Annotated in this window: 24 protein-coding genes; 11 read left to right on the forward strand and 13 right to left on the reverse strand. The window is 56.0% G+C overall.

Going from position 1 to position 22,776, the window contains the following annotated elements; translation table 11 throughout:
- Window positions 1-55: 55 nt before the first annotated feature.
- Both ACY8FN_RS19270 and ACY8FN_RS19275 read left to right on the forward strand, forming a co-directional pair.
- Window positions 56-1,063, forward strand: a complete 1,008-nt coding sequence (locus ACY8FN_RS19270) for an isocitrate dehydrogenase (RefSeq protein ID WP_042020006.1) — start codon at window positions 56-58, stop codon at window positions 1,061-1,063.
- 117 nt (window positions 1,064-1,180) lie between these two features.
- A complete protein-coding gene (locus ACY8FN_RS19275; protein ID WP_101323864.1) occupies window positions 1,181-1,639 on the forward strand; it encodes a hypothetical protein in 459 nt (152 codons plus the stop codon).
- Between the two features lie 81 nt (window positions 1,640-1,720).
- Here the strand turns inward: ACY8FN_RS19275 and rlmM are convergent, their stop codons facing one another.
- The 6 genes from rlmM to dinB all read right to left on the reverse strand — a co-directional run bounded on the left by rlmM (window position 1,721) and on the right by dinB (window position 8,337).
- Window positions 1,721-2,815 carry a 23S rRNA (cytidine(2498)-2'-O)-methyltransferase RlmM gene (rlmM, locus tag ACY8FN_RS19280; protein WP_101323863.1) on the reverse strand — a complete coding sequence of 365 codons (1,095 nt, stop codon included), beginning with the start codon at window positions 2,813-2,815 and terminating at the stop codon, window positions 1,721-1,723.
- Entirely contained in the window at window positions 2,808-3,194 is a 387-nt protein-coding gene (locus ACY8FN_RS19285; protein WP_303843800.1) for a DUF423 domain-containing protein, read from the reverse strand. The genes rlmM and ACY8FN_RS19285 overlap by 8 nt, the downstream gene beginning before the upstream one ends.
- A 51-nt stretch (window positions 3,195-3,245) precedes the next feature.
- Complete coding sequence (locus ACY8FN_RS19290; protein ID WP_101316173.1) at window positions 3,246-3,875, reverse strand: alpha/beta fold hydrolase; 630 nt, start codon at window positions 3,873-3,875, stop codon at window positions 3,246-3,248.
- A complete protein-coding gene (locus ACY8FN_RS19295) occupies window positions 3,868-4,788 on the reverse strand; it encodes a transcriptional regulator GcvA (RefSeq protein WP_101316175.1) in 921 nt (306 codons plus the stop codon). Before ACY8FN_RS19295 ends, ACY8FN_RS19290 begins: the two co-directional genes overlap by 8 nt.
- A gap of 283 nt (window positions 4,789-5,071) precedes the next feature.
- Window positions 5,072-7,213, reverse strand: a complete 2,142-nt coding sequence (locus ACY8FN_RS19300; RefSeq protein ID WP_463100933.1) for a methyl-accepting chemotaxis protein — start codon at window positions 7,211-7,213, stop codon at window positions 5,072-5,074.
- Between the two features lie 68 nt (window positions 7,214-7,281).
- Window positions 7,282-8,337 carry a DNA polymerase IV gene (gene dinB / locus ACY8FN_RS19305; RefSeq protein ID WP_463101202.1) on the reverse strand — a complete coding sequence of 352 codons (1,056 nt, stop codon included), beginning with the start codon at window positions 8,335-8,337 and terminating at the stop codon, window positions 7,282-7,284.
- Between the two features lie 131 nt (window positions 8,338-8,468).
- On the opposite strand from dinB, the gene ACY8FN_RS19310 reads away from it, so the two are divergent.
- Window positions 8,469-8,675, forward strand: coding sequence for a hypothetical protein (locus tag ACY8FN_RS19310; RefSeq protein ID WP_101323859.1), 207 nt, complete (start codon window positions 8,469-8,471; stop codon window positions 8,673-8,675).
- Between the two features lie 111 nt (window positions 8,676-8,786).
- On the opposite strand, the gene ACY8FN_RS19315 is transcribed toward ACY8FN_RS19310, so the two are convergent.
- Complete coding sequence (locus ACY8FN_RS19315; RefSeq protein ID WP_139718719.1) at window positions 8,787-9,347, reverse strand: DJ-1 family glyoxalase III; 561 nt, start codon at window positions 9,345-9,347, stop codon at window positions 8,787-8,789.
- A 37-nt stretch (window positions 9,348-9,384) separates the two neighbouring features.
- Window positions 9,385-10,350: a ketopantoate reductase family protein gene (locus ACY8FN_RS19320; protein WP_463100934.1), complete on the reverse strand. Its 966-nt coding sequence runs from the start codon at window positions 10,348-10,350 to the stop codon at window positions 9,385-9,387.
- 199 nt (window positions 10,351-10,549) lie between these two features.
- Between ACY8FN_RS19320 and ACY8FN_RS19325 the strand changes: the two genes are divergently transcribed.
- Window positions 10,550-11,032 (forward strand): YajQ family cyclic di-GMP-binding protein, encoded by a 483-nt coding sequence (locus ACY8FN_RS19325; RefSeq protein ID WP_042019988.1) that lies wholly within the window; start codon window positions 10,550-10,552, stop codon window positions 11,030-11,032.
- 105 nt (window positions 11,033-11,137) lie between these two features.
- Here the strand turns inward: ACY8FN_RS19325 and ACY8FN_RS19330 are convergent, their stop codons facing one another.
- The 5 genes from ACY8FN_RS19330 to ACY8FN_RS19350 form a co-directional block, all read right to left on the reverse strand.
- Entirely contained in the window at window positions 11,138-11,950 is an 813-nt protein-coding gene (locus ACY8FN_RS19330; protein WP_463100935.1) for a nucleoside-specific channel-forming Tsx family protein, read from the reverse strand.
- A gap of 156 nt (window positions 11,951-12,106) precedes the next feature.
- The gene (locus tag ACY8FN_RS19335; protein WP_139728152.1) at window positions 12,107-13,486 is read right to left on the reverse strand and encodes an AmpG family muropeptide MFS transporter; all 1,380 of its coding nucleotides are present in this window, start codon (window positions 13,484-13,486) and stop codon (window positions 12,107-12,109) included.
- A 172-nt stretch (window positions 13,487-13,658) separates the two neighbouring features.
- Complete coding sequence (locus ACY8FN_RS19340; protein ID WP_101323855.1) at window positions 13,659-14,234, reverse strand: peptidylprolyl isomerase; 576 nt, start codon at window positions 14,232-14,234, stop codon at window positions 13,659-13,661.
- Window positions 14,235-14,236: 2 nt separating this feature from the next.
- Window positions 14,237-14,821: a YajG family lipoprotein gene (locus ACY8FN_RS19345; RefSeq protein WP_042058358.1), complete on the reverse strand. Its 585-nt coding sequence runs from the start codon at window positions 14,819-14,821 to the stop codon at window positions 14,237-14,239.
- Window positions 14,822-14,838: 17 nt separating this feature from the next.
- The gene (locus ACY8FN_RS19350; protein WP_463100936.1) at window positions 14,839-15,972 is read right to left on the reverse strand and encodes a methyltransferase; all 1,134 of its coding nucleotides are present in this window, start codon (window positions 15,970-15,972) and stop codon (window positions 14,839-14,841) included.
- Window positions 15,973-16,175: 203 nt separating this feature from the next.
- Here ACY8FN_RS19350 and ACY8FN_RS19355 point away from each other — a divergent pair, with 203 nt between their 5' ends.
- From ACY8FN_RS19355 to nqrF, 7 genes are all read left to right on the forward strand, one after another.
- The gene (locus ACY8FN_RS19355; protein WP_463100937.1) at window positions 16,176-16,490 is read left to right on the forward strand and encodes a BolA family protein; all 315 of its coding nucleotides are present in this window, start codon (window positions 16,176-16,178) and stop codon (window positions 16,488-16,490) included.
- Window positions 16,491-16,926: 436 nt separating this feature from the next.
- Window positions 16,927-18,270, forward strand: coding sequence for a Na(+)-translocating NADH-quinone reductase subunit A (locus tag ACY8FN_RS19360; protein WP_101316194.1), 1,344 nt, complete (start codon window positions 16,927-16,929; stop codon window positions 18,268-18,270).
- Between the two features lie 3 nt (window positions 18,271-18,273).
- Complete coding sequence (locus ACY8FN_RS19365; protein WP_463100938.1) at window positions 18,274-19,503, forward strand: NADH:ubiquinone reductase (Na(+)-transporting) subunit B; 1,230 nt, start codon at window positions 18,274-18,276, stop codon at window positions 19,501-19,503.
- Window positions 19,493-20,293: a Na(+)-translocating NADH-quinone reductase subunit C gene (locus ACY8FN_RS19370; RefSeq protein WP_101316196.1), complete on the forward strand. Its 801-nt coding sequence runs from the start codon at window positions 19,493-19,495 to the stop codon at window positions 20,291-20,293. Before ACY8FN_RS19365 ends, ACY8FN_RS19370 begins: the two co-directional genes overlap by 11 nt.
- On the forward strand, window positions 20,286-20,918 hold the full coding sequence (locus ACY8FN_RS19375) for an NADH:ubiquinone reductase (Na(+)-transporting) subunit D (protein WP_042019967.1): 633 nt from the start codon (window positions 20,286-20,288) through the stop codon (window positions 20,916-20,918). Before ACY8FN_RS19370 ends, ACY8FN_RS19375 begins: the two co-directional genes overlap by 8 nt.
- Window positions 20,919-20,921: 3 nt before the next feature.
- Window positions 20,922-21,518: an NADH:ubiquinone reductase (Na(+)-transporting) subunit E gene (gene nqrE, locus ACY8FN_RS19380; protein WP_042019965.1), complete on the forward strand. Its 597-nt coding sequence runs from the start codon at window positions 20,922-20,924 to the stop codon at window positions 21,516-21,518.
- Between the two features lie 32 nt (window positions 21,519-21,550).
- Entirely contained in the window at window positions 21,551-22,774 is a 1,224-nt protein-coding gene (nqrF, locus tag ACY8FN_RS19385) for an NADH:ubiquinone reductase (Na(+)-transporting) subunit F (protein ID WP_101316197.1), read from the forward strand.
- Window positions 22,775-22,776: the final 2 nt, after the last annotated feature.

A 22,776-nucleotide genomic window follows, 5' to 3' on the forward strand; every position in this document is an offset into this window, starting at 1 on the left:
TAAATGCTATAAAGCAGCCCCATCCTCCCCTATACCCTGGAAGTGGAACCCTCTCATGTCCAAAAGAAAAATTACCGTGATCCCCGGCGATGGCATCGGCCCCAGCATCATCGAATCAGCCATCCAGATCCTGACCCATGCGGGCTGCGATTTTGAATACGAATATGCGGATGCCGGTCTGGTTGCCCTCGAAAAACATGGTGAGCTGCTGCCCCAGGCAACCCTGGATCTGATTGAGAAGAACAAAGTCAGCCTGAAAGGGCCATTGACCACGCCGGTCGGTGGCGGTTTTACCTCGATCAACGTCTCCCTGCGCAAGAAGTTCAACCTTTACGCCAACGTGCGTCCGGTTATCTCCTTCAAGGGCACCAAAAGCCGTTACGAGAACATCGATATCATCACGGTGCGCGAGAACACCGAGGGTATGTACTCGGGTGCCGGTCAGAAGCGCAGCGATGACAACAAGAGCGCCGAGGCGATGAGCATCATCACCCGCGACGGAGCCGAGCGCATCGTCAAGTTCGCCTTCGAGCTGGCCCGCCAAGAGGGACGCAAAAAGGTCACCATTATCCACAAGGCCAATATCCTCAAATCGACTTCTGGCCTGTTCCTCGAAGTGGCCCGTGAAATCGCCGGCCACTACCCGGATATCCAGAGCGAAGAGATGATCGTCGACGCCGCCTGCATGAATCTGGTGATGTATCCGGAGCGCTTCGATGTGATGGTCACCACCAACCTGTTTGGTGACATCCTCTCGGATCTCTGCGCCGGTCTGGTGGGCGGTCTGGGTATGGCACCGGGTGCCAATATCGGCGATGGCGCCGCCATCTTCGAGGCGGTGCATGGCTCTGCTCCCGACATCGCGGGCAAAAACATTGCCAACCCGACCTCGGTGATCCTCGCCTCCATCCAGATGCTGGAGTACCTCGGCATGCAGGATAAAGCAGAGCGGATCCGCGAGGCAGTACGAGCAACCATCGAATCCGGTGATCGGGTGACCCGCGATCTGGGCGGTAGCGCCTCCACCAGCGAATTCACCCAGGCGATCATCGATCGACTGTGAGTTAATCCATTGATTTAAAAAGGGAGCTTCGGCTCCCTTTTTTATATCTCCTACCCCTTTCCCGAAGACTGGACCGCAACTATGTTCTAAAGATACGGATAGCAAGGAGGCTTGTTTATGAACGGAGGTGGGCTCTATCTGATCCCGGTTTGGCTACTGCTCAGTAGCGGTGTCGGGGCATTCGAATTGACTCAAAAGAGTCAAAGCGCCAGGCTGCCACTGCAAGATAAACGGGCCGCTACCGAAGTCTGGCGTTCCAGCCTGGATACCAACGACCTGCTCAAGGCCCCCAAAGCCCTCTCGTTTGGTATCGAGGTGTCTACCGATAGCGTTGGTAATCAGAAGATTACCTCCTACCCGCAACTTAATCTGACCCCGGAAAAGAGTGTCAGCCTGTCAGTCGAGCGCTTTCGACCCAAGGTCAAATTCAAGGCAGGGGGGATGCATACTTCCGTCAGATTACGCGGTGATGGGCTCAAAATGCAGTTCAGCCCGCTCGATAAGACCATTCCGCTACAAATAGAGTTAAAGCTGACCGATGATGAATCATCCCTGCGCCTAGATTACCGCTTCTGACGATTCGCCCATCCCGCCAAGCAAAAAAAACCGACCGCATCACTGCGGTCGGTTTTTTTGATCAGCCTCTCGCGAAGGAGCTTACTCCTTGGCTTGCAGCTTGGAGATCCAGTACTTGTTATAAACGTGTACGGTGATCTCTTCACGATCGTGATAGAGCTGCTTGGCCTGGATCACAAAGGCGTTATCGATCTCTTTAAGCATGCCACGCAACACCTCAATGTTGTGTACCGCTTCGGCATAGCGCTTCTTCATCGGTAGCTTGAGGTTAAACATCGCTTCCTGACAATCATTCTCACGGAACCAGTCCGCGATCATGTGGACGACCCGCGCCGGTTTCTCAACCATGTCGCACACCAGCCAGTAGGTATTCTTCTTGCTCGGACGCCAGACAAAACCATCATCGCGCAGGTGCTTGACCTGACCTGTATCCATCAAGGACTGGGCCATGGTGCCATTATCCACTGCGGTTACCATCATGCCACGACGTACCAGCTGATGAGTCCAGCCACCCGGGCAAGCGCCCAAGTCCACCGCCTTCAGGCCGGAGCAGAGGCGCAACTCCCACTCTTCACGGGGAACAAAGACGTAAAACGCCTCTTCCAGCTTGAGGCTGGAGCGACTCGGTGCATCCGGCGGACAACGCAGACGCGGGATCCCCATGTGGAATTCGGAGTTGTTAAACGAGTAGGAGTAACCCAGCAACAGGTGATCGTTAGCCATGAAGAAGGCGTGGAACACCGGACGGTGCGGCGTCTCCTTCTTGGTCAGGCGATCATTGCTACGCAGCGCCTGACGCAGCGGCACAGTGAACTTGCGGCAGAAAGCCGACAGCTCTTTCGCTTCGTTGGTGTCAGCGGTCTCAACCCGCACATCACCACAAATGGTGTACTCACTGGTCGCTTCAATGATCGGTGAAATCCGATCGGAGACATCCAGATCCTTCAGCTCGTGGGTCACCACCAGCATCTGACGAATAAAGATAAGCTCTTTGAATGGCAGTTTGCGGGCCAACAGATCGGCCTGCTCCTCATCATACAACTCGAAGATCACATAACCGCTGTCGTCCTTGACCCGGGCAAAACCGTAGCACTGCATGCTACTGGCACGCTCGGTGATCTCTGCCGCCGCCTCTTTCTCAAAACCGGGGCGGCAATAAAGCAGCAGATTATTCATTTTTTCCTCCAAGACGACAGCCAGCCCATATCAGAGCTACCCATCCCAACATAAAACAGAGGCCACCAGCCGGGGTGATAAGCCCCAACCCTTTGCTGCCAAGCAGCACCATGGCGTAAATACTGCCGGAGAATCCGAAGATCCCCAGCACAAATGCGGTGCCAGCCAGGTTAATCACCTTGCTGCGCACGCCACAAAAGCCCAGTACCAGCAGGGCCAATGTGTGAAAAAACTGGTATTGCACGGCGGTATTGAATGCGGCCAACAGCGCGGGGGTAACACCACTCGCCGCCAGACCGTGAGCACCATAAGCGCCCAGCATGGTCCCGGTCAGGCCAAAAAAGCCCGCCAGCACCAGCCAATGTCGGTGGATCTGCATCCTCATTATTCCTGTCTTGTCAGGCCCGGCACATCAGCCATCACCACTTGGCTACCCGCGCAGGGCAACAAAGTGCTTGATGGTATCCGCGGCATACTGCATGTTTTCCTGCTCGCTCACACCGCTGACTTTTCGTGGTTTGAAACCATGATCGCCATCGGTCAACCAATGGACCGATACGTTGGGTGAGAAGGGAAATTCTGCCAGTTCGGCGCGACTGCCGAAGGTGTCGCGTTCTCCCTGCAGCAGCAGAGTAGGTACCTTTATTTGCTTGAGCACGTCCCCCCGCCAACTGTCGGGCTTGGCCGGGGGGTGGAAAGGATACCCGAGAATGAGCAATCCTGCAGCATTCATCGCATCGCCACCGTCATGATATAACTCGGCGGCCATCCGCCCCCCCATCGACTTACCTGCCAAAAATAGCCGCGGATGAGCAAACTCCCGCACCATCTGGCGCCAATGCTCGAGTAACAGCGGCTGCCTGTCCGGCGGGCGGCGCTTGCCATCTTGTGCCCGTTTGGTCATGTAGGGGAAGTTAAAGCGCACCACTTCAATCTCGGGCCCCGCCAGCAGGCGTGACAACTCAGCAAGAAAGGCGTGATCCATCCCGGCGCCCGCACCGTGGGCCAGCAAAATGCGAACGGGGGCATCAACTGCCCCCTCCCTCAGCACATCAATCATCGCCGAGCAACGCCCTGCGCCGGGCTTCTTCCTGCTCCACCAGCTCCAGCATCCAGTCACGGAAGGCGACGATTTTGCCCTGATCAGACTGTTGTTCCTGACACACCAGATAGAAGGCATTCTTGCTCACCAGCACCTGCTCAAACGGGCAGATGAGACGACCCGCTTCGATCTCAGGTTGCGCCAGCACACTGTGGCCAAGCGCCACCCCCTGACCGTGGATAGCGGCCTGGATCACCATGGTCGAGTGGCTGAAAATAGGCCCCTGATTGACGTTGGGGGCATCGATATCGAGCTGGCGGAACCAGGCCTTCCAGTCGCGGCGTGAGGTATCGTGCAACAAGGTATGACGGACCAGGTCATCCGGTGTCCGGAGCGGCTTGGGCCCGGTCAGCAGCAAGGGGGAGCAGACTGGGATCAGGTATTCGGTATGCAATTTGTCGCACCGCAGGCCGGGCCAGTTGCCGCGCCCGTAATAGATGGCGACATCCACATCGTCAGTGAGCGCCCCTTCATCGAGATCGACCGCCTTGATCCGCACATCGATATCCGGGTGACGCTCGCTGAAGCGCACCAGTCGTGGCACCAGCCACTGGATGGCAAAACTCGGCTGCAAACTGACGGTCAGCGCCCCCTTGGCGCTGCGGGCCAGCAACTTGTCGGTCGCCTCCGAGATGGAGGTAAAAATATCTTTGATGTCGAGAAAATAGCCCTGCCCCTCTTCGGTCAGCAACAAGGAGCGATTTTTACGGCGGAACAACTTGATACCAAGATACTCCTCCAGCGCCTTGATCTGATGACTGATGGCAGCTTGAGTCACAAACAACTCTTCTGCTGCGCGGGTAAAGCTTAAGTGACGAGCCGCTGCTTCAAACGCCTTGAGGGCATTAAGCGGTGGTAAACGACGAGACATGACACCAGCCGACGATGAGTTTTTCTAATGGGGCGCATTATAATTTGTCGGTTGCGGGCCGACCAGTGAATAAACATAATTCGCCCAGCAATCAGTCGTCATATGGCTCACATTTTCTACTACATGTTGGTTTACATGTGTTTTTAGTGACTCTTTCGACTGTGATTGTGGTGTTGTGTTACTTCCTCTGCGGGAAGGGGGGCTCAAATCTTATCGATTTGACCCCGTCTGTCATCTGAATGTGTTTGGCGCCTCCAGTCGGATGGCGCCTTTTTTCATCCCTTTACACTTTGAACTGCCCCACCAACTGCTGCTGTTTATCTGCCAGTAGCGACAACTCCCGACCATTTTCGGCAGAGGTCGCCGCTTCGGCACGGATGATGTGGCTCACATCGCGAATATTGCTGACGTTGCGATTGATCTCGTCTGCCACCCGGCTCTGCTCTTGAGCTGCACGGGCAATCTGCTCGTTCATTTGATGGATGGTGGAGACCGACTGGATGATCTGCTCCAGCACCTGCACCGAGAGATCCACCTTGGCGAGGGTCTCGTCCGCCTGACCATGGCCATCACGGATCGCCTTGACCACGGCGCCGGTACCGGATTGCAGCTGGCTGATTAGATTCTGGATCTCGATGATGGCATTCTGGGTGCGGCCAGCCAGATTACGCACCTCATCAGCCACTACCGCGAAACCACGGCCCTGCTCTCCGGCCCGCGCCGCCTCGATCGCCGCATTCAATGCCAGCAAATTGGTCTGCTCGGCAATCCCCTGGATCACGATAAGGATGTCATTGATGTTGCCACTGTTGGCGGCAAGCCGTTCCACCACCGGCTGGGCATCGTTGATGATGGTCATCAGCTCGCGCATCGCTGCCTGGGTATCTGCGACCACATATTTCCCCTCTTGCGCCGCAGCATCTGTGGTATTGGCCGCCGCGACCGCAGAGCTGGCATTACCTGAGACCTGCAGCGCCGTGGCACTGAGCTCTTCAAACGCGGTTGCCACCAGATCGATCTCCTGATACTGGGCCTGCATACCACTGCTGGTGCGCTCGGCAACTTGCGCCGCCTGCTCGGCACTGCTGCGGGTGCCGGCAACCGTATCAATCACCTGACTGATGGTGGATTGCAGCTTGTTGAGGAAACTGTTGAACCACTTGGCCAACTCGCCAATTTCGTCTTGTCGCTGGATCTCGATACGCTGGGTCAGATCCCCCTCGCCAGTGGCGATGTCCTTGAGGCGGGCCACCACTGCGCGAATAGGGGCCACTATCTGGCGTGCCATCAGCCAGATAAAAATCAACGCCACCAGTGAAATCAGCACCCCGATCATCAACTGCGAGACCACGCTACGGCGGGCTTCACTGGCAAGATCATCCTGCAGTTGCTGGGCCGAGGCGAGCACCACAGCCCGTGGCAATTCAATGTAGATACCCCATTTACCGTCGGTACCCCGCATCGATACCGGCATAAAGGTTTGCAACAGGGCACCATCGCGGCTCCAGCGACTCAACTCTTGTCCCTGGCTGAGCCACCCTTGCAGCTCGGTGGCCAGCCCTTGATACTGCTGACCCAATCCGCGCCCCAGGGTCACTTCAAACTGATCCGCCCCCGCCACTCGCCCCTCATGGCTCACCAGCAATATCTTGCCTTGGCCGTCATAGAGCTCCTTATCCATCGCTGAAACCAGATTTTGCAAAGTGCTCAGGGAGATATCGACCCCGACCATGCCCAGCAATGTCCCCTGATCAAGCAAGGGTGCAGTGACCGAGGTCATCAAGACTTTTTTGTCGCCAACATCGTCCAGATAGGGTTCCAGCAAACAGAGTCCGCGGGAGCGGATACTGCAGCGATACCATTCGTTTTCGACCCCGCCAGCAGCGGTAGGTGTCTCGTCAGCAAGCACATCCTCGTTCTGCACCTCGGCAACCAGCTTGCCATTGTCATAGGCCCAGTAGGAGGAGAACCGTCCCTTGTCGTTGGCGCCAAGCTCGGTCGACCCCTGATAATTGCTGTCCTCTCCATCCAGCTGGTCAGGCTCGAACACCGCGTATACCCCGAGCAAATTGGTGGATGAGGCGGCAGCATCGTGTAACTGCTGATTGATGGCACTGCGCAGCGCCTCTGAATGAACAAAGTTGTCGGCCGCATTCTTGCGCTGGAACAACACGCTCTCGGCCAGCAAACTGGCCCGGAAATAGGCCTCATCGAGATAGCTGGTCACCTTGGCCGCCTGCTCCGAGCCCATCGCCTTCATCCAGTTCTCGGCTGACTGCTGAGCCTCCTGCATGGTGGCTTGTCGCACCTGCTGCTGCATCTTGTCCGCGTTATAAATCGAGGAAGCAACCAGCGCGGCAGCGGTGACCAACAGACAGCAGCCAGCGATCAGGGTAATCCGGCCCTGGACAGAAAGTACGCTCATGCCAATGTTCCTATGTAAAACAGCGATATGGGTAGATTATCGACTTTATAAACAAAAACTTAACCATCTCACAGCAAATCCAGTGATAGCTGGTTAACCTCCCCCTCTTTTGGCAACCCCACCACCAACCCCAGTAAGCGCACTGAACGCCCTTCCGCACGCAGCAGACCCTCTTTTAGCAAAGGGATAAACAGGCTGGCCTGATAGCCGCCCTGGCTGCGATAGACAGTGGTCTGATGGAAGTCGGCAAATTTGATTTTAATCCCCTGCCCCATCACCTGCTCGGCACAACAGGCCGCCTGGAAACGCCGCTCCAGCTCCGGCAGCAACTGCTGCAATACCGTCAGGCAAGCCTCCTCGTTCGACAGATCGCTCGCCAGCGTGGTCTCCACTCCGATGGTTTTGCGGATCCGGTGCGCTTGCACCGGCTGCTCATCCAGACCCCAGATCCGGCTCGTCAGCATCTCGCCCAACTTGCCAAAACGGCGGCACAGCTCGTCGGCAGGCAAGGCGCGTGCATCCTCGCAGGTATAAAGCCCCTGCGCCTCCAGCCGCTCGGCAGTCTTGCGACCGACCCCGGGCAGCTTGCCAAGGGGCAACTGGCAGACAAATTGCGCCACCTCATCGGGGCGAATGACAAACAAACCGTCCGGCTTGCGCTGCTCCGAGGCGATCTTGGCCAGAAACTTGTTCGGTGCCACCCCGGCCGAGGCGGTCAGGCCCAATTCGCTGACGATGGCCTGACGGATCTCTTGGGCCATCAAGGTGGCACTGCCGCCGCAGCAGGTGCTATGAGTCACATCGAGATAAGCCTCGTCCAGCGACAACGGTTCCACCAGATCGGTATAACGGAGGAAAATAGCCCTCAGCTGGCGGGAGATATCTTTGTAAACCGCCATTCGCCCGGGGATCAGCACCAGCGGCGGACAGAGCTTTTTAGCCAGTGCGCTCGGCATGGCGGAGCGCACCCCGAAGCGGCGCGCCACATAGTTGCAGGTCGAGATGACGCCACGCCGCTCGGAGGCACCACCGATGGCCAGCGGCACCTCCCGCAGTGCGGGGTTGTCCCGCATCTCTACTGCGGCAAAAAAGCAGTCCATGTCGATATGGATGATCTTGCGCATACCACTGTATAAATAAACAGACATGGCATCATCTTACCCCAAGGATAGCAGTAGCTCTATCTCTCTCATTGTGGCTAGAATAATAGACTCCAAGGAGACCTTAACCATCACAATGACAAGGAGCGTTCGGGATGAAATATGTTTGGCTGGGACTCTGTTTGCTGCCGATGGCCGGCATCAGCAAGAACAACCCGACGGCAGAGTGCCGCTGGCTCTACGACCGGATTGAGATACTGGAACAGGCGATCAAGAAAGGGGACACGCTGGGCACAGAGCAGGAGTTATCACGCTGGCGCGCAGAGTTTAGCAAGAAGGAGTGCAAACAGTACGACTACTGAGCCGGGCAAGGTGGCGTGATCGACAACAGCTGATAACAAACGGGCCCCGGTCAAGATGACCGGGGCCCGTTTTTCAAAGCATGGCTAGCTTGATTCATCAGCAGAGTGCGGTCAGGGCAGCACCATGGGGCCTGCCACCGCCAGCGCCAGCTCATCCCCGCGCAGCACTCGTACCAGTTCGAGAGCAAACTCGATGGCGCTGCCCGGCCCCTGACTGGTGATAAGGCGATGGGCCTCATCCCTGACCACCCGCTCACGGGACAACAACGACGCGGGCAATTGCGTCTGAAAGACGGGGTGGCAGGTGACGATGGCGCCATCCAGCAGGCCGTGATGTTGCAACACCACCACGGGGGCGGCACAGATGGCAGCACGCCATCGGCCAAGGGCGGCCTGCTCTTTGAGCAGATCGATAGCCAGCGGGGTATCGCGGATCACTTCGCTGCCGGGCAAGCCACCCGGCACCACTATGGCCTCAAAGTCCCGACCGGTAAGCTCGTCGATATGGCAATCCGCCACCAGTTGTACTCCGCGCGAGGCGCGGATCTGCCGCAACCCGGCAGGACAACAAGAGGCCAACAGCACCTCGATGCGAGCACGCACCAGGGTATCAACGATGGCAACTGTCTCAATCTCTTCAGACCCGGGGGCCACCAGCACCAGTACACTCATTTATGCCTCCTCGCTTCTTGCCTGCCATAGCCAGGATTCAGACGTTCTGACTCTTCTCTTTGATCGCCTGATAGAGCCCCTGATTGACCGGTGCGGCGATACCATGTTTGGCCGCCTTGCTCAGCAGGAAGCCGGTGATGGCCTCGATCTCGGTCTCCCGTCCCAGCTCCATATCCTGATACATGGAGGAGTAGTTGTCGGCAGTCAACTCGACCACTGTCATCGCCCGGCGCTGCAGCTCTTCAGCGGTCGTGGCAATACCTTCGGCGCACATCACATCTGCAACTTCCACACAGATCTGCTGCAGGACATCAGCAAAACGGGGGCCAACCAGCTCGCCGTTTTTCAGCTTGTAGAGCGCAGTAAGCGGATTAATAGCACAATTTATCGCCAACTTTTGCCACTGACGTGCCAAAACATGCTCATCCCAGCCGGCCTGGCCGAGGGCAACAGCAAGATCATCCGCCAATCCGGCATAAGCCTTGGCAGCCTCATTGATCGGGCCAAGCCAGGTTTCACCCTTGCCAGTATGGCGGAAGACAAAATGGCCGCAGCGCATGGCACCATGGCTGGTCACCCCGGCAATCACCGGATTGTGCGGGAACATCTCGACTACCTGCTCGGCAATCCCCATCCCGTTGTGCAGCAGCACAATCGGTACCGCGGCGTCCAGTTTACCTGCCAGCGGCGTCAGAGCGGCAATAACCTGGCTAGCCTTGGTCATCACCAGCAGACGCTTGATCTTGCCGGGTTTGCTGACAAATCCGCGCTCGATATTGAGCAGTTGCACCTGCCCTTCCAGCGAGGTGAAATCGGTACCCGGATGGAGCGTGGACTGATGGTGCTCGCGCAACAAGACACGGGTTGATTGGCCGCTGATGGTCAACAGGGAGGCAACCACGCCGCCGAGGGCGCCGCATCCCAACAGTGACCACTGCGGGATAACAGGTGGAATAACAGCAGGGATAGCAAGCTGTCGGGAACTCTTAAATCCGCTTGGCATGATGTGACTCTGTCAGGGTAAGGGTTGCATTCCTCTCAACCTGTTACCGAAGGAAATTGAAGATATCATGAATGGACACTAACGGGTCCACCCGTTCTGTGCGCAGGGGATTCTAGCAGAGCGGCCCTATCAAAATCAGCAAATTTGCCGATTTTCTGGTAGATTTGCCCACCTATAGCGCAACATGAGGAGCCCTGACATGCCGTCATTCGATATTGTCTCAGAAGTCAAAATGAACGAGGTGTTGAACGCCGTCGAGAACGCCAATCGTGAACTGGCGACCCGTTTCGATTTTCGTGGTGTTGAAGCCAGCTTCGAGCTGAACAAAGAAGAAGTAAAGTTGGAGGCTGATGCCGACTTCCAACTCAAGCAGATGGTCGAGATCCTGCGCGCCGCCCTGCTCAAGCGTAATATTGAGAACAGCTCGATGGAAGCTGGGGACAGCGTTCACTCCGGCAAGCGCTTCCACCTGACCGTCAAGTTCAAGCAGGGGATCGAAAAAGAGATCGCCAAGAAGCTGGTCAAGCTGATCAAAGACTCCAAGATCAAGGTGCAGGTCGCCATCCAGGGTGATGAAGTGCGCGTCACTGGCAAGAAGCGTGACGATCTGCAAGAAGCCATGGCACTGGTGCGTGGCGCCGAGCTGGGTCAACCGATGCAGTTCCAGAACTTCCGCGACTGATTTATCCACTCAGCCGTGGCGCACTCATTGACTCGTGCCACGCTATAAATCGCGGCCATAAAAAAACCGGAGCAAATGCTCCGGTTTTTTGTACCCCAAGTTTTATTAGAACTTGTAGGTAACAGAGAAGTAGTGACCGAAACCGGTAGACTTCAGGCTATCGGAGTTGTCGATACCGTAGATTTCGTTGAAGTACTTCAGACCGTAACCAACAGCGTAGCGGTCGGAGTGCCAGTAGATACCGTGGAAGGTGCCCAGACCATCGGAATGGGTGGTCTCTTTCATGCCCCAAGTGTAATCCAGATAACCCTGGTAGGAGACGAAGCTGCCGTTGGAGAAGGTGTAGAAAGGTTTGAACCAGTTCATGGAGAACTGCTGACCATTCCAGCCCTTTGCTTCAGGACTAAAATCGAAGGTTTCATTAGCATGACGCTTGTACAGGTTCATACCCACTTTACCGAACCACGGCACCATCACATCAGCACCCAGACCAACGAATGCATCGTTCAAGCCCTGTACACCACCGATGTTGAACAGTGTGGCAACATACACTTCCTGCACTGGGCCGAAAGAGAGATCTTTGCCAGTCAATCCATCCAGCGATACACGGGGAGCAAACTTCATGAAGAGGTTTTCTTGCTTGTGTTTGTCGCTGTCGTTGGAATCAAAGATATCGAAGTAATCGACATAACCATACAGGTCAAAAATACCGGAACGACCACCGAATTCCATTTCGAAATAAGTATCGTTGTAACCATCCGGACCATGAGGCTTCTGGTCAATGGTATGCATTACGTTGAACTGCATCCACTTGTAGTCATTCTTGTGGATATCACCGCTGTAATCAGCAGCAAAGGCAGGGGTAGCGGCAGCAGCCAGCAGACCGGCAGCGATAAGAGTCTTGGTAAATTTGGCCATTTTATTGGTCTCTTGTACGTTAGTTGAGGTTTTCCGTAGCCTGCCCACAAGGAGCGAGAGCAATTCTAATCAAATAAAATAGGGGTAGAAACAACTTCTCGGGAACTTTATCCGGAAGTGTGAATCTAATCACCCCGCATTTTACGCAAACGCTTGCTATTTGTCAGCAGCGGATAGCAACTGATTCCCCTTTCTGGCCACCAAAACAATCAACAGCAGCACCGGCAAGCCGAGCACACTGGTCGCGACAAAGAAGGTGCTGTAGCCAATTTGCTCCACCACCTGCCCCGAGAAACCGGCCAGCAACTTGGGCAATAGCAACATCACCGAGCTGAACAAGGCGTACTGGGTCGCTGAAAACGCCACATTGGTCAGGCTGGAGAGATAGGTCACGAAAGCGGCGGTTGCAATACCCGCGCTGAGGTTATCCAGCGAGATGATCAGGGTCAGCAGCTCCAGGTTGTGGCCCACCTGATGCAGCAGGGCGAACAGCAAGTTAGTGCTGGCGGTGAGCAATGCACCGAGAAACAGAATACGCAAGGTACCAAAACGCATCACCAGTATTCCCCCCAGCGCGGCACCGACCAGGGTCATGATGACGCCAAATACCTTGGTGATACTGGCCACTTCGGTTTTGCTGAACTGCATATCCACGTAAAAGCTGTTGGACATCACCCCCATCACCACATCAGCCACCCGGTAACAGGCGATCAGCGCCAAAATAAGCAGCGCCGAGCTACCATAGCGACGGAAAAAATCGGCAAACGGACACCAGACCGCTTCGTAGCCCCAGGCCCCCGCACTCGCCAACAGCGTTGGCCACCCCTTCTCCAGCAGCAGCGCCTTGCGTTCGGCCTGTTGCTCGCCCTGCCCCGCCAGATCAATATCCGGTTCGTGACAAAACAGGGTGGTGATGACCCCAAGGGACATCAGGCCCGCCATCACCAGATAAGTAATTTGCCAGCCACGATAGTCATAACCGCTATTGCTGCCAAATAAGGCCGCCAGCGCCAACGCACCTGCGCCTGCCATGATCATCGCCAGCCGGTAACCGGTCATATAAGAGGCCGCCATCGCGGCCTGCAGCCGCTCGGGGGCGGATTCGATGCGATAGGCATCGATGACAATATCTTGTGTCGCAGAGGCAAAGGCCACCAGCAGGGCAAACATCGCCAGTTGGGCCAACCCGGTCTTGGGATCACAAAAGGCCATGCCCACCAGCGCCGCGGCGATCAGCAACTGGGAGAAGAACATCCAGCTACGGCGACGACCCAGCAGTCTCGAGAGCAGTGGCAGCGGCATGCGATCCACCAGCGGTGACCACAACCACTTGAAACCATAGGCCAGCGCCACCCAGCTCATGTAACCGATATCGGTCAGGCTGACGTCTGCTTCGCGCAACCAGAATGAGAGGGTACCGAACACCAGCAACAGCGGCAGGCCCGATGAGAATCCCATGGCAAAGAGAATAAACACCCGAAATTCGAGATAAACGGCGAGGGACTCTCTCCAACTTGGCTTACGGACCATGTTCAACTACCTGACGACTTTAGAAAAGTGCGCCATTTTGGCAGGTTGATGGCAGATAGCCAAGGCGAGCAAAGAGATAGGCGCAAAGAAGCCTGAATAGAAAAAAGGCACATCCCAAGCGGGATGTGCCTTGCATAGTGCGTGACAAGAGCGCGGTGACTCGCAGCCTCCAGCGAGGTTATTTGCTCGCTTTCTTGTCTGCGGCGGTTTCAGCCAGTAGCACCACCTTCTTCAGAATGATGGGGCTGGTTGGCACATCGTTGGCACGCAGAATGGAGCTGTAACCGGTCTGTACCTGAGCCAGCTTGTCCAGCACATCCATCCCCTGTACCACCTGCCCAAACACGGTATAACCGGCTGCGCCACCGGCGTTGAGGTTATTGTTGTCGACCAGATTGAAGTAAAACTGGCGAGTGGCACTGTCAACTGCCTGAGTACGGGCCATGGCGATGCTGCCGCGTTTGTTGGGCAGACCGCCACGAGACTCGTTGATCACGGGGTCAAAGGTGGGCAGTTGCTGGAACTGCTGGTTGTAGCCGCCCCCCTGCACCACAAAGTCCTGGATCACCCGGTGGAACAGGCTGCCATCGTAACTGCCATCAGCCACATAACGCAGGAAGTTCTTCACCGTCTGGGGGGCTTGTTTGGACGCCAGTTCCACCACGATATTGCCGTGGTTGGTCTCCAATCTCACTTTCGGGCCAGCAAATGCCAACGGGGCGATCAACATGGCCAGTAACCAGAGTTTTTTCATCATCAGACCCCTGCACCGTTCGGTTGACCTTTCAGGTAACCACGCAGCGCGTCATCCGCCATGATCTGTTGCAGCACGCTGCCCAGTTGCAAGTTCAGGGTCGATTCCAGATCGGCCATGCCCGGTTCGCTCGGGCTCTCCTTGCTGGAGGACATGTTGAACTGCTTGGTCAGACGGTTGCCCTGGAAATCGGCGATAACCTGCAGGCTGACGCGGGACTTGGTGACATAGGTAAAGGTCTTCTCTTCCACGTTGACCGCCGCATTGGAGATCACCAGTGTCAGGTTAGTGGTACCACTGTTGCCCACTTCCAGACCCTGGCTGCGCAGCCCTTCGGCCAGCCGCTCGGCCATCAGCAGATTGAGCGGGCGCTCGCTATTGACCAGCACCGGCGCTTTCTCTTTATGTTTGATGGAGAAGACATAGGCAGCCTCACGCTTGTCTACCCCTTCCATGGTGATGCGATTGCCAGAGTAGTATTGCTGGTTGGCGGGGATCACCTGCGGATTGAGCAGCGCCGTCTCCGGCCAATGAGTGGCACACCCGCCCAGCATCAGGGCGGCCAGCAGCAAGAGTGACTTTTTCATCATGGTTTCCTTTGGCTTTAGCGTTTGATGGCTTTCAAAATAACGAATTTGCTGTTCGACGCAACGACTTGTGCGTTGGCAAACAAGCGCTTGAGTTTGTTGTGATAGTCCAGATGACGGTTGCCTACTATCCAGAGTTCACCCCCTTGAGGCAACACCCGGTGCGCATCGCTGAACATCTGCCAGGCGATATGATCGGTGATCGCCTGCAACTGATGGAAGGGGGGATTGCAGAGGATCCGATCCGCCGAGCCGACCGCCACGCCATCGAGACAGTTGTTGACCATAAAGCAGGCGCGCGGCAGTGCATCGGGCAGATTGTGCTCGACGTTGAGCTGTGCCGAGGCAACCGCCATATAGGATTCATCGATAAAGGTCACCTCGACCTCACTGTCTTTTGCCAGCAGCGAGAGGCCCAGCACCCCGTTACCACAACCCAAATCGATCACTTTCCGCGCACTGTTGACCGGTAAATTGTCCAGCATAAAGCGGGCACCGATATCGAGACTGGTGCGCGAGAAGACGTTGGCATGGTTGTGGATCAGCATGTCGGTCCCCTCCAGCGGCCATACGGTCGGGAACGGATTGGCCAGCGCGGGTTGCTCTGCCTGCGGCTCGCAGTGAATGAGGCGCGCCTTTTTCCAGGCCAGCGAAGTGCGGGTAGGCCCCAGATACTTCTCGAACAGCTTGAGGGTGGAGGTATGAATATCCTTCGCCTTGCCAGCGGCGATGACGCGGGTTGCAGGTGTCACCACCTGACGCAACGCCAGTAGTTGCTGCTCCAGCAGCGCCTGATATTTGGAGACCTTGATCACCACCAGCACGGGGGCATTCGGCAGCGGCGCCAGTCCATCCTGCAGCGTTATTCCGTCAGCATCGAGCCCGTTGTCGGCCAGATTGGCCAGGGTTGCCCGCTCGCTGATATAGGAGTCGGTGACGCAGCAGGGGGAGTGAGGATGCAGATAGGCGGCCAGCGCCCCGAAGCCGTCATTCATGATGATCACCGGACCCGCCTGCTCGAGGGGAGATTCAGCCAGGGTGTTGATCAGATATTCGTCAGCCGCATCCCAGGCTTGCAGGGTCTCCTGACTCTGGCGCGGATAGCGGTAGAGCATGAGCTGGCAGTGGGGAGTGTCGAGAAGGGTTTGCATAGGAAGAGTCCAACCTCGGCTTGGTTCGTGTATACAGGCGCCAGGGGTGACGCAAAGTGGCGCTATTCTAGCGAGGAGCAGAAATTTCACCAGTTCGATGCGCATCAAGCGGGCGAACGACGGCGATTTCTCCCTTTCGGGGGCTTATTCCATACCGCAACTGTCGCTAGAATGGCCCGACATTCACTCTGGAAGCAGACCCGATGACTATCCAACAACTGATTGCAGCCAAGCTGACCACCGCCCTCTCCCCGACTCTGCTGGAGGTGATCAACGAAAGCCACATGCACCGTGTGGAACCGGGTTCAGAGAGCCACTTCAAGGTGGTGATCGTCAGCGAGCAATTTGCAGGGCAACGGCTGCTGGCTCGCCATCGCCAGGTCAATGCCATTCTGGCCGATGAGCTGGCAGGCGCTGTTCATGCACTGGCTCTGCATACCTACACAGAGAACGAGTGGCAGGAGAAGGGTAATGCCCCCCGCACCCCAAGCTGTATTGGCAAGCCGTCCCTCTCCTGAGCAAAGCGCTGCCCTCATCCACCCACCGGGGGTCGCCACACAAAAATGCAACAATCTTCCCCAATTAGACCGTAAAAGGCTACATCCAAAGGGATATTTTGCAGGGTGATCACTTTTGTTGATAGCTGAGATAACAACAAATACCCCTATCGAGGTACTCAAATAAAAAAACCTTTAAAACCACGACTTACAAGGCGTTAGAGGGTTATTCATTGCAGGTTAATTTTGTGATGGCACGGGGATTTTACCCATTTGGCATGGCAGAAAATGCACCTTAAGTGGTAAACTCAAGCGCTTTTGAGTGACCTTGCATGTTGAATAATTGTTAGGCCGGAATATTTGGCGTGACCACAGCAGCGACTCATTCAACCACCCGTCGTGATGTATTTCTCGGCGCTAACCAACCTCTCTTCCCGTAACGGTAGTGCAATTGAGTATGATTACAATCAAAAGAGGACTGGACATCCCCGTGCTGGGTGCGCCAGAGCAAGTAATCTACGATGGCCCCGCCATCACCCGTGTTGCGACACTGGGCGAGGAGTTCGTGGGGATGCGACCTACTATGTTCGTCAAAGTAGGTGATCGCGTCATCAAAGGTCAGGATCTTTTTGAAGACAAGAAGAATCCGGGCGTTAAATTCACAGCTCCCGCAACCGGTGTGGTTTCAGAAATCAACCGTGGTGCCAAACGTATTCTCCAGTCTGTGGTCATCGACCTCGACGGATCTGATGAACAGGTGACCTTTGAGCATGTTGCTTCTGCCGAGCTGGCCAAGCTCGAGCGCAGCAAGGTGCAAGATATCCTGATCACATCAGGTCAATGGACTGCATTGCGTACTCGTCCATTCAGCAAAGTGCCGGCGGTAGGCTCTGCCCCGCGCGCCATCTTTGTTACTGCAATGGACAGCAACCCGCTGGCCGCCAGTGCCGAGCTGATTATCAAGGAACAGCCCCAGGCATTCCTCGATGGTCTGGCCGTCCTGACCCGCCTGACCGACGGCACCGTCTATGTCTGTAAAGGCGAAGGCAGTCTGCCCCACTCTCCGCTGGCTCAGGTCAAGGAAGAGATCTTCGTCGGGCCACACCCTGCCGGTTTGCCAGGTACCCATATCCACTTCCTGGATCCGGTCAGTAGCACCAAGGTGCAGTGGCACATCAACTATCAGGATGTGATCGCATTCGGCAAGTTGTTCACCACCGGTCAGATCTGCACCGACAAGGTGATCGCGCTGGCCGGTCCGAACGTGCTCAAACCTCGTTTGTTGCGTACCCGTTTGGGTGCCTGCATCAGCCAGTTGACCAACAATGAGCTGCGTGCCGACGAAAACCGTGTCATCTCCGGATCTATCCTCAGTGGTGCCAAAGCCGAAGGGGTTCACGACTACCTCGGCCGTTATCACAATCAGGTCTGTGCATTGGGCGAAGGTCGCGAGAAAGAGTTCCTTGGCTGGATCAACCCCAGCGCCAACAAGTTCTCCATCACCCGCACCACCCTCTCTCACCTGATGAAAGGCAAGCTGATCAACTTCACCACCACTACCAACGGTAGTGACCGCTCCATGGTACCGATTGGTAGCTATGAGCGGGTGATGCCACTCGACATCCTGCCAACCTTGCTGCTGCGAGACATGATCTCTGGCGATAGCGATGGTGCGCAAGCACTGGGCTGCCTGGAGCTGGATGAGGAAGATTTGGCGCTCTGTACCTTTGTCTGCCCTGGCAAGACAGAGTACGGCCCAGTCTTGCGTGAGTGCCTGACCAAGATTGAACTGGAAGGTTAAGCAATGAGTTTCAAGCAACTTCTTGAAAATATGGAACACCACTTCGAGCCGGGTGGCAAGTACGCCAAGTACTACGTCCTGTTCGAAGCGGCGTACACCCTGTTCTACACCCCGGGTACCGTTACCCGTAATGCTGCCCACGTCCGTGATGCGCTCGATCTGAAGCGTATGATGATCATGGTGTGGCTGGCCGTGTTCCCGGCGATGTTCTGGGGCATGTTCAACGTAGGTAACCAGGCGATTGCCGCCATTGCCCATATGGGTTCGGCTGCTGGTGCCAGCAGCTGGCAATATGCGCTGGCGACCATGCTGGGCGCCTCCCTCGATCCGGCTGTCGCCGGTATCGGCAGCAAGATGCTGATCGGCGCTACCCACTTCTTCCCTATATACCTGACCGCATTCCTGGTCGGTGGCTTCTGGGAAGTGCTGTTCGCCATGGTGCGCAAACACGAGATCAACGAAGGCTTCTTCGTCACCTCGATCCTGTTTGCCCTGATCGTGCCGCCAGAGCTGCCCCTGTGGCAAGCTGCGCTGGGTATCACTTTCGGTGTGGTAATGGCCAAAGAAGTGTTCGGTGGTACCGGCAAGAACTTCCTGAACCCGGCTCTTGCGGGTCGTGCGTTCCTGTTCTTCGCCTACCCGGGCCAGATCTCCGGTGATGCAGTCTGGGTTGCCGTTGACGGCTTCTCCGGCGCTACCGCCCTGAGCCAGTGGGCTCAAGGCGGCCAGATGGCACTGATCCACGGTGCAACCGGCCAGGCTATCAGCTGGATGGACGCATTCCTTGGTAACCTGCCAGGTTCCATCGGTGAAGTCTCTACCCTGATGATCCTGCTGGGTGCCGCCATGATCGTCTACATGCGGATCGCCTCCTGGCGCATCATTGCCGGTGTGATGATCGGTATGATCGCTACCTCCCTGCTGTTTAACGTCATCGGTTCCGATACCAACCCCATGTTCAGCATGCCGTGGCACTGGCATCTGGTACTGGGTGGCTTCGCCTTCGGTATGGCCTTTATGGCGACCGACCCTGTCTCCGCTGCCTTTACCAACAAGGGCAAGTGGTGGTATGGCGCATTGATCGGCGTCATGGTGGTGCTGGTTCGTGTGGTCAACCCGGCATTCCCGGAAGGTATGATGCTGGCCATTCTGTTTGCGAACCTGTTTGCTCCCCTGATGGACCACTTCGTCGCTCAGGCAAACATCAAGCGGAGGATTGCTCGTGGCGTTTAATAAAGATTCAACCCTCGGCACCATCAGCGTGGTTACCGGCCTGTGTCTGGCCTGTTCCATCGTGGTATCCGTTGCCGCTGTTGGCCTGCGCTCTACTCAGGAAGAGAATAAGGCGATCGACAAGCAGAGCAACATTCTCGCGGTAGCGGGTGTGAATGTGAACGATGTAGCCAAGCGTGATATCGCCAAGCTATACGGTAACAATATCGAAGCTCGTCTGGTCGACCTCGCGACCGGTAACTTTGTTGAAGGTAAGACCAGCAAGGATGCCGACAACTTCGACACCAAGCTGGCCGCCAAAAATCCAGCGACCAGCATTCGTCTTGCTGCCGCTGACGACAAAGCCAGCCTGCGCCAGATCTCCCAACAGATCCCGGTGTTCTTCGCCAAAGACAGCGAAGGCAAGATCGACAGCATCATCCTGCCCGTCTACGGTCAGGGTCTGTGGTCGACCATGTATGCCTTCGTTGCAATAGCTGCTGATGGCCAGACCATCAAAGGCATCACCTACTATGACCATGGTGAAACCCCGGGTCTGGGTGGCGAGATCGAAAACCCGGCTTGGCGCGAACTGTTTGTCGGCAAAAAGCTGTTCAACCAAAGTGGCGAACCGGCGCTGCGCGTCATCAAGGGCCATGCTCCGGAAGGTTCCGAGCATGATATCGATGGTCTGTCCGGCGCTACCCTGACCGGTAACGGTGTTCAGCATACCTTCGACTTCTGGATGGGTCCCAAGGGCTTTGGTCCTTTCCTGGCCAAGGTTCGTGCAGGAGAAATCAACAATGGCTGACAAGAGCGAAATGAAGAAGTTGCTGTTGACGCCGGTGCTTGGCAACAACCCCATCGCCTTGCAGGTGTTGGGTGTCTGTTCTGCACTGGCGGTTACCAGCCAGATGAAGACAGCGTTTGTAATGACCCTGGCGGTCATGGCGGTCACCGCCTTCTCAAACCTGTTTATCTCTCTGATTCGCAATCACATCCCGAACAGTGTCCGGATCATCGTCCAGATGGCGATCATCGCCTCACTGGTTATCGTGGTTGACCAGGTGCTCAAGGCTTACGCCTATGACATCTCCAAGCAGCTGTCGGTATTCGTGGGTCTGATCATCACCAACTGTATCGTGATGGGTCGTGCCGAAGCCTACGCCATGAAGAGCGCCCCGCTGCCCTCCTTCCTGGATGGTATCGGCAACGGTCTGGGTTATGGCGCTATTTTGCTGAGCGTCGCCACCGTCCGTGAACTGCTGGGCTCCGGTACCTGGTTCGGTTTCGAACTGCTGCCGCTGGTGAACAATGGTGGCTGGTACGTGCCAAACGGCCTGCTGCTGCTGCCGCCGAGTGCATTCTTCATCATTGGTCTGATCATTTGGGGCGTTCGCACCAAGGATCCCAAGCAGGTGGAGGCGAAGGATTAAGGTATGGAACACTATCTGAGTCTGTTGATTAAATCGATCTTCATCGAAAACCTGGCACTCTCCTTCTTCTTGGGGATGTGTACCTTCCTGGCGGTGTCCAAGAAGGTAAAGACCTCTATGGGTCTTGGCATTGCTGTTATTGTGGTGCAGACCATCGCGGTTCCGGCCAACAACCTGATCTACAACTACGTGCTTAAAGATGGTGCTCTGGTATCCGGTCTGGATCTGAGCTTCCTGAGCTTCATCACCTTCATCGGTGTGATTGCGGCACTGGTACAGATCCTGGAAATGGCGCTGGACAAGTACTTCCCTGCGCTCTACAACGCGCTTGGCATCTTCCTGCCACTCATCACCGTGAACTGCGCCATCTTCGGTGGCGTCTCCTTCATGGTGCAGCGTGACTACAACTTCGTCGAGTCTGTGGTTTACGGTGTAGGGTCAGGGGCAGGCTGGATGCTGGCAATCGTTGCGCTGGCAGGTATTCGCGAGAAGATGAAGTACTCTGATGTTCCGCACGGTCTTCGTGGTCTGGGCATTACCTTCATCACCGCTGGCCTGATGGCTCTGGGCTTCATGTCCTTCTCTGGTATCTCCCTGTAATCGGCTTTCCTGCAATCAGAAAGGAACGATAGATGGAAATTATTTTGGGTGTGGTCATGTTTACCGTGATCCTGCTGGCACTGGTGGCAGTCATTCTGTTCGCCAAGTCCAAGCTGGTGACTGCGGGCGATGTGACAATCAGCATCAACGGTGACCCTGCCAAGGCTGTTGTAGGCCCTGCTGGCGGCAAACTGTTGGGCGCTTTGGCCGGTAGCGGTATTTTTGTCTCCTCTGCCTGTGGTGGTGGTGGCTCCTGCGGCCAGTGTAAAGTCCGGGTGAAATCTGGTGGTGGCGACATTCTGCCGACCGAACTGGATCACATCAGCAAGGGCGAAGCTCGTCATGGCGAACGTCTGGCCTGCCAGGTCACAGTGCGCTCTGACATGGATATCGAACTGCCGGAAGAGATCTTCGGGGTGAAGAAGTGGGAATGTACTGTTATCTCCAACGATAACAAGGCCACCTTCATCAAGGAGCTCAAACTGCAGATCCCGGATGGTGAAACAGTACCATTCCGTGCCGGTGGTTATATCCAGATCGAAGCCCCTGCTCACCATGTGAGCTACAAAAACTTCGATATTCCCGAGGAGTATCGCGGTGACTGGGATCGCTTCAAGATCTTTGAACTGGAGTCCAAGGTCGATGAGCCGATCATCCGCGCTTACTCCATGGCCAACTATCCGGAAGAGTACGGTCTGATCTTGCTGAACGTGCGGATCGCAACTCCGCCGCCCAGCAACTGGACTGCCCCTCCGGGACAGATGTCCTCTTACATCTTCAGCCTGAAAGCGGGTGACAAGGTGACCATCTCCGGTCCGTTCGGTGAGTTCTTTGCCAAAGAGAGCGATGCCGAGATGGTGTTCATCGGTGGTGGTGCAGGTATGGCGCCGATGCGTTCCCATATCTTCGACCAGCTGCGTCGCCTGAACTCCAAGCGCAAGATGAGCTTCTGGTACGGTGCCCGTTCCAAGCGTGAAATGTTCTATGTCGAAGATTTCGACATGCTCGCGGCCGAGAACGACAACTTCAAGTGGAACGTCGCTCTGTCTGATCCGCAACCGGAAGACAACTGGGACGGCTACACCGGCTTCATCCACAACGTGCTCTATGAGAGCTATCTCAAGAACCACGAGGCACCGGAAGATTGCGAGTTCTACATGTGTGGACCTCCGGTGATGAACGCTGCCGTCATCAACATGCTCAAAGATTTGGGCGTTGAAGACGAAAACATCCTGTTGGATGACTTTGGTGGTTAATC

Source organism: Aeromonas sp. 160P (assembly GCF_055193095.1).

Excerpts from the sequence above, each read along its gene's own strand:
- ACY8FN_RS19270 (WP_042020006.1), top strand. The coding sequence starts at position 56 with ATGTCCAAAAGAAAAATTACCGTGATCCCCGGCGATGGCATCGGCCCC.
- ACY8FN_RS19275 (WP_101323864.1), top strand. The coding sequence starts at position 1,181 with ATGAACGGAGGTGGGCTCTATCTGATCCCGGTTTGGCTACTGCTCAGT.
- rlmM (WP_101323863.1), bottom strand. The coding sequence starts at position 2,815 with ATGAATAATCTGCTGCTTTATTGCCGCCCCGGTTTTGAGAAAGAGGCG.
- ACY8FN_RS19285 (WP_303843800.1), bottom strand. The coding sequence starts at position 3,194 with ATGCAGATCCACCGACATTGGCTGGTGCTGGCGGGCTTTTTTGGCCTG.
- ACY8FN_RS19290 (WP_101316173.1), bottom strand. The coding sequence starts at position 3,875 with ATGATTGATGTGCTGAGGGAGGGGGCAGTTGATGCCCCCGTTCGCATT.
- ACY8FN_RS19295 (WP_101316175.1), bottom strand. The coding sequence starts at position 4,788 with ATGTCTCGTCGTTTACCACCGCTTAATGCCCTCAAGGCGTTTGAAGCA.
- ACY8FN_RS19300 (WP_463100933.1), bottom strand. The coding sequence starts at position 7,213 with ATGAGCGTACTTTCTGTCCAGGGCCGGATTACCCTGATCGCTGGCTGC.
- dinB (WP_463101202.1), bottom strand. The coding sequence starts at position 8,337 with ATGCGCAAGATCATCCATATCGACATGGACTGCTTTTTTGCCGCAGTA.
- ACY8FN_RS19310 (WP_101323859.1), top strand. The coding sequence starts at position 8,469 with ATGAAATATGTTTGGCTGGGACTCTGTTTGCTGCCGATGGCCGGCATC.
- ACY8FN_RS19315 (WP_139718719.1), bottom strand. The coding sequence starts at position 9,347 with ATGAGTGTACTGGTGCTGGTGGCCCCCGGGTCTGAAGAGATTGAGACA.
- ACY8FN_RS19320 (WP_463100934.1), bottom strand. The coding sequence starts at position 10,350 with ATGCCAAGCGGATTTAAGAGTTCCCGACAGCTTGCTATCCCTGCTGTT.
- ACY8FN_RS19325 (WP_042019988.1), top strand. The coding sequence starts at position 10,550 with ATGCCGTCATTCGATATTGTCTCAGAAGTCAAAATGAACGAGGTGTTG.
- ACY8FN_RS19330 (WP_463100935.1), bottom strand. The coding sequence starts at position 11,950 with ATGGCCAAATTTACCAAGACTCTTATCGCTGCCGGTCTGCTGGCTGCT.
- ACY8FN_RS19340 (WP_101323855.1), bottom strand. The coding sequence starts at position 14,234 with ATGAAAAAACTCTGGTTACTGGCCATGTTGATCGCCCCGTTGGCATTT.
- ACY8FN_RS19345 (WP_042058358.1), bottom strand. The coding sequence starts at position 14,821 with ATGAAAAAGTCACTCTTGCTGCTGGCCGCCCTGATGCTGGGCGGGTGT.
- ACY8FN_RS19350 (WP_463100936.1), bottom strand. The coding sequence starts at position 15,972 with ATGCAAACCCTTCTCGACACTCCCCACTGCCAGCTCATGCTCTACCGC.
- ACY8FN_RS19355 (WP_463100937.1), top strand. The coding sequence starts at position 16,176 with ATGACTATCCAACAACTGATTGCAGCCAAGCTGACCACCGCCCTCTCC.
- ACY8FN_RS19360 (WP_101316194.1), top strand. The coding sequence starts at position 16,927 with ATGATTACAATCAAAAGAGGACTGGACATCCCCGTGCTGGGTGCGCCA.
- ACY8FN_RS19365 (WP_463100938.1), top strand. The coding sequence starts at position 18,274 with ATGAGTTTCAAGCAACTTCTTGAAAATATGGAACACCACTTCGAGCCG.
- ACY8FN_RS19375 (WP_042019967.1), top strand. The coding sequence starts at position 20,286 with ATGGCTGACAAGAGCGAAATGAAGAAGTTGCTGTTGACGCCGGTGCTT.
- nqrE (WP_042019965.1), top strand. The coding sequence starts at position 20,922 with ATGGAACACTATCTGAGTCTGTTGATTAAATCGATCTTCATCGAAAAC.
- nqrF (WP_101316197.1), top strand. The coding sequence starts at position 21,551 with ATGGAAATTATTTTGGGTGTGGTCATGTTTACCGTGATCCTGCTGGCA.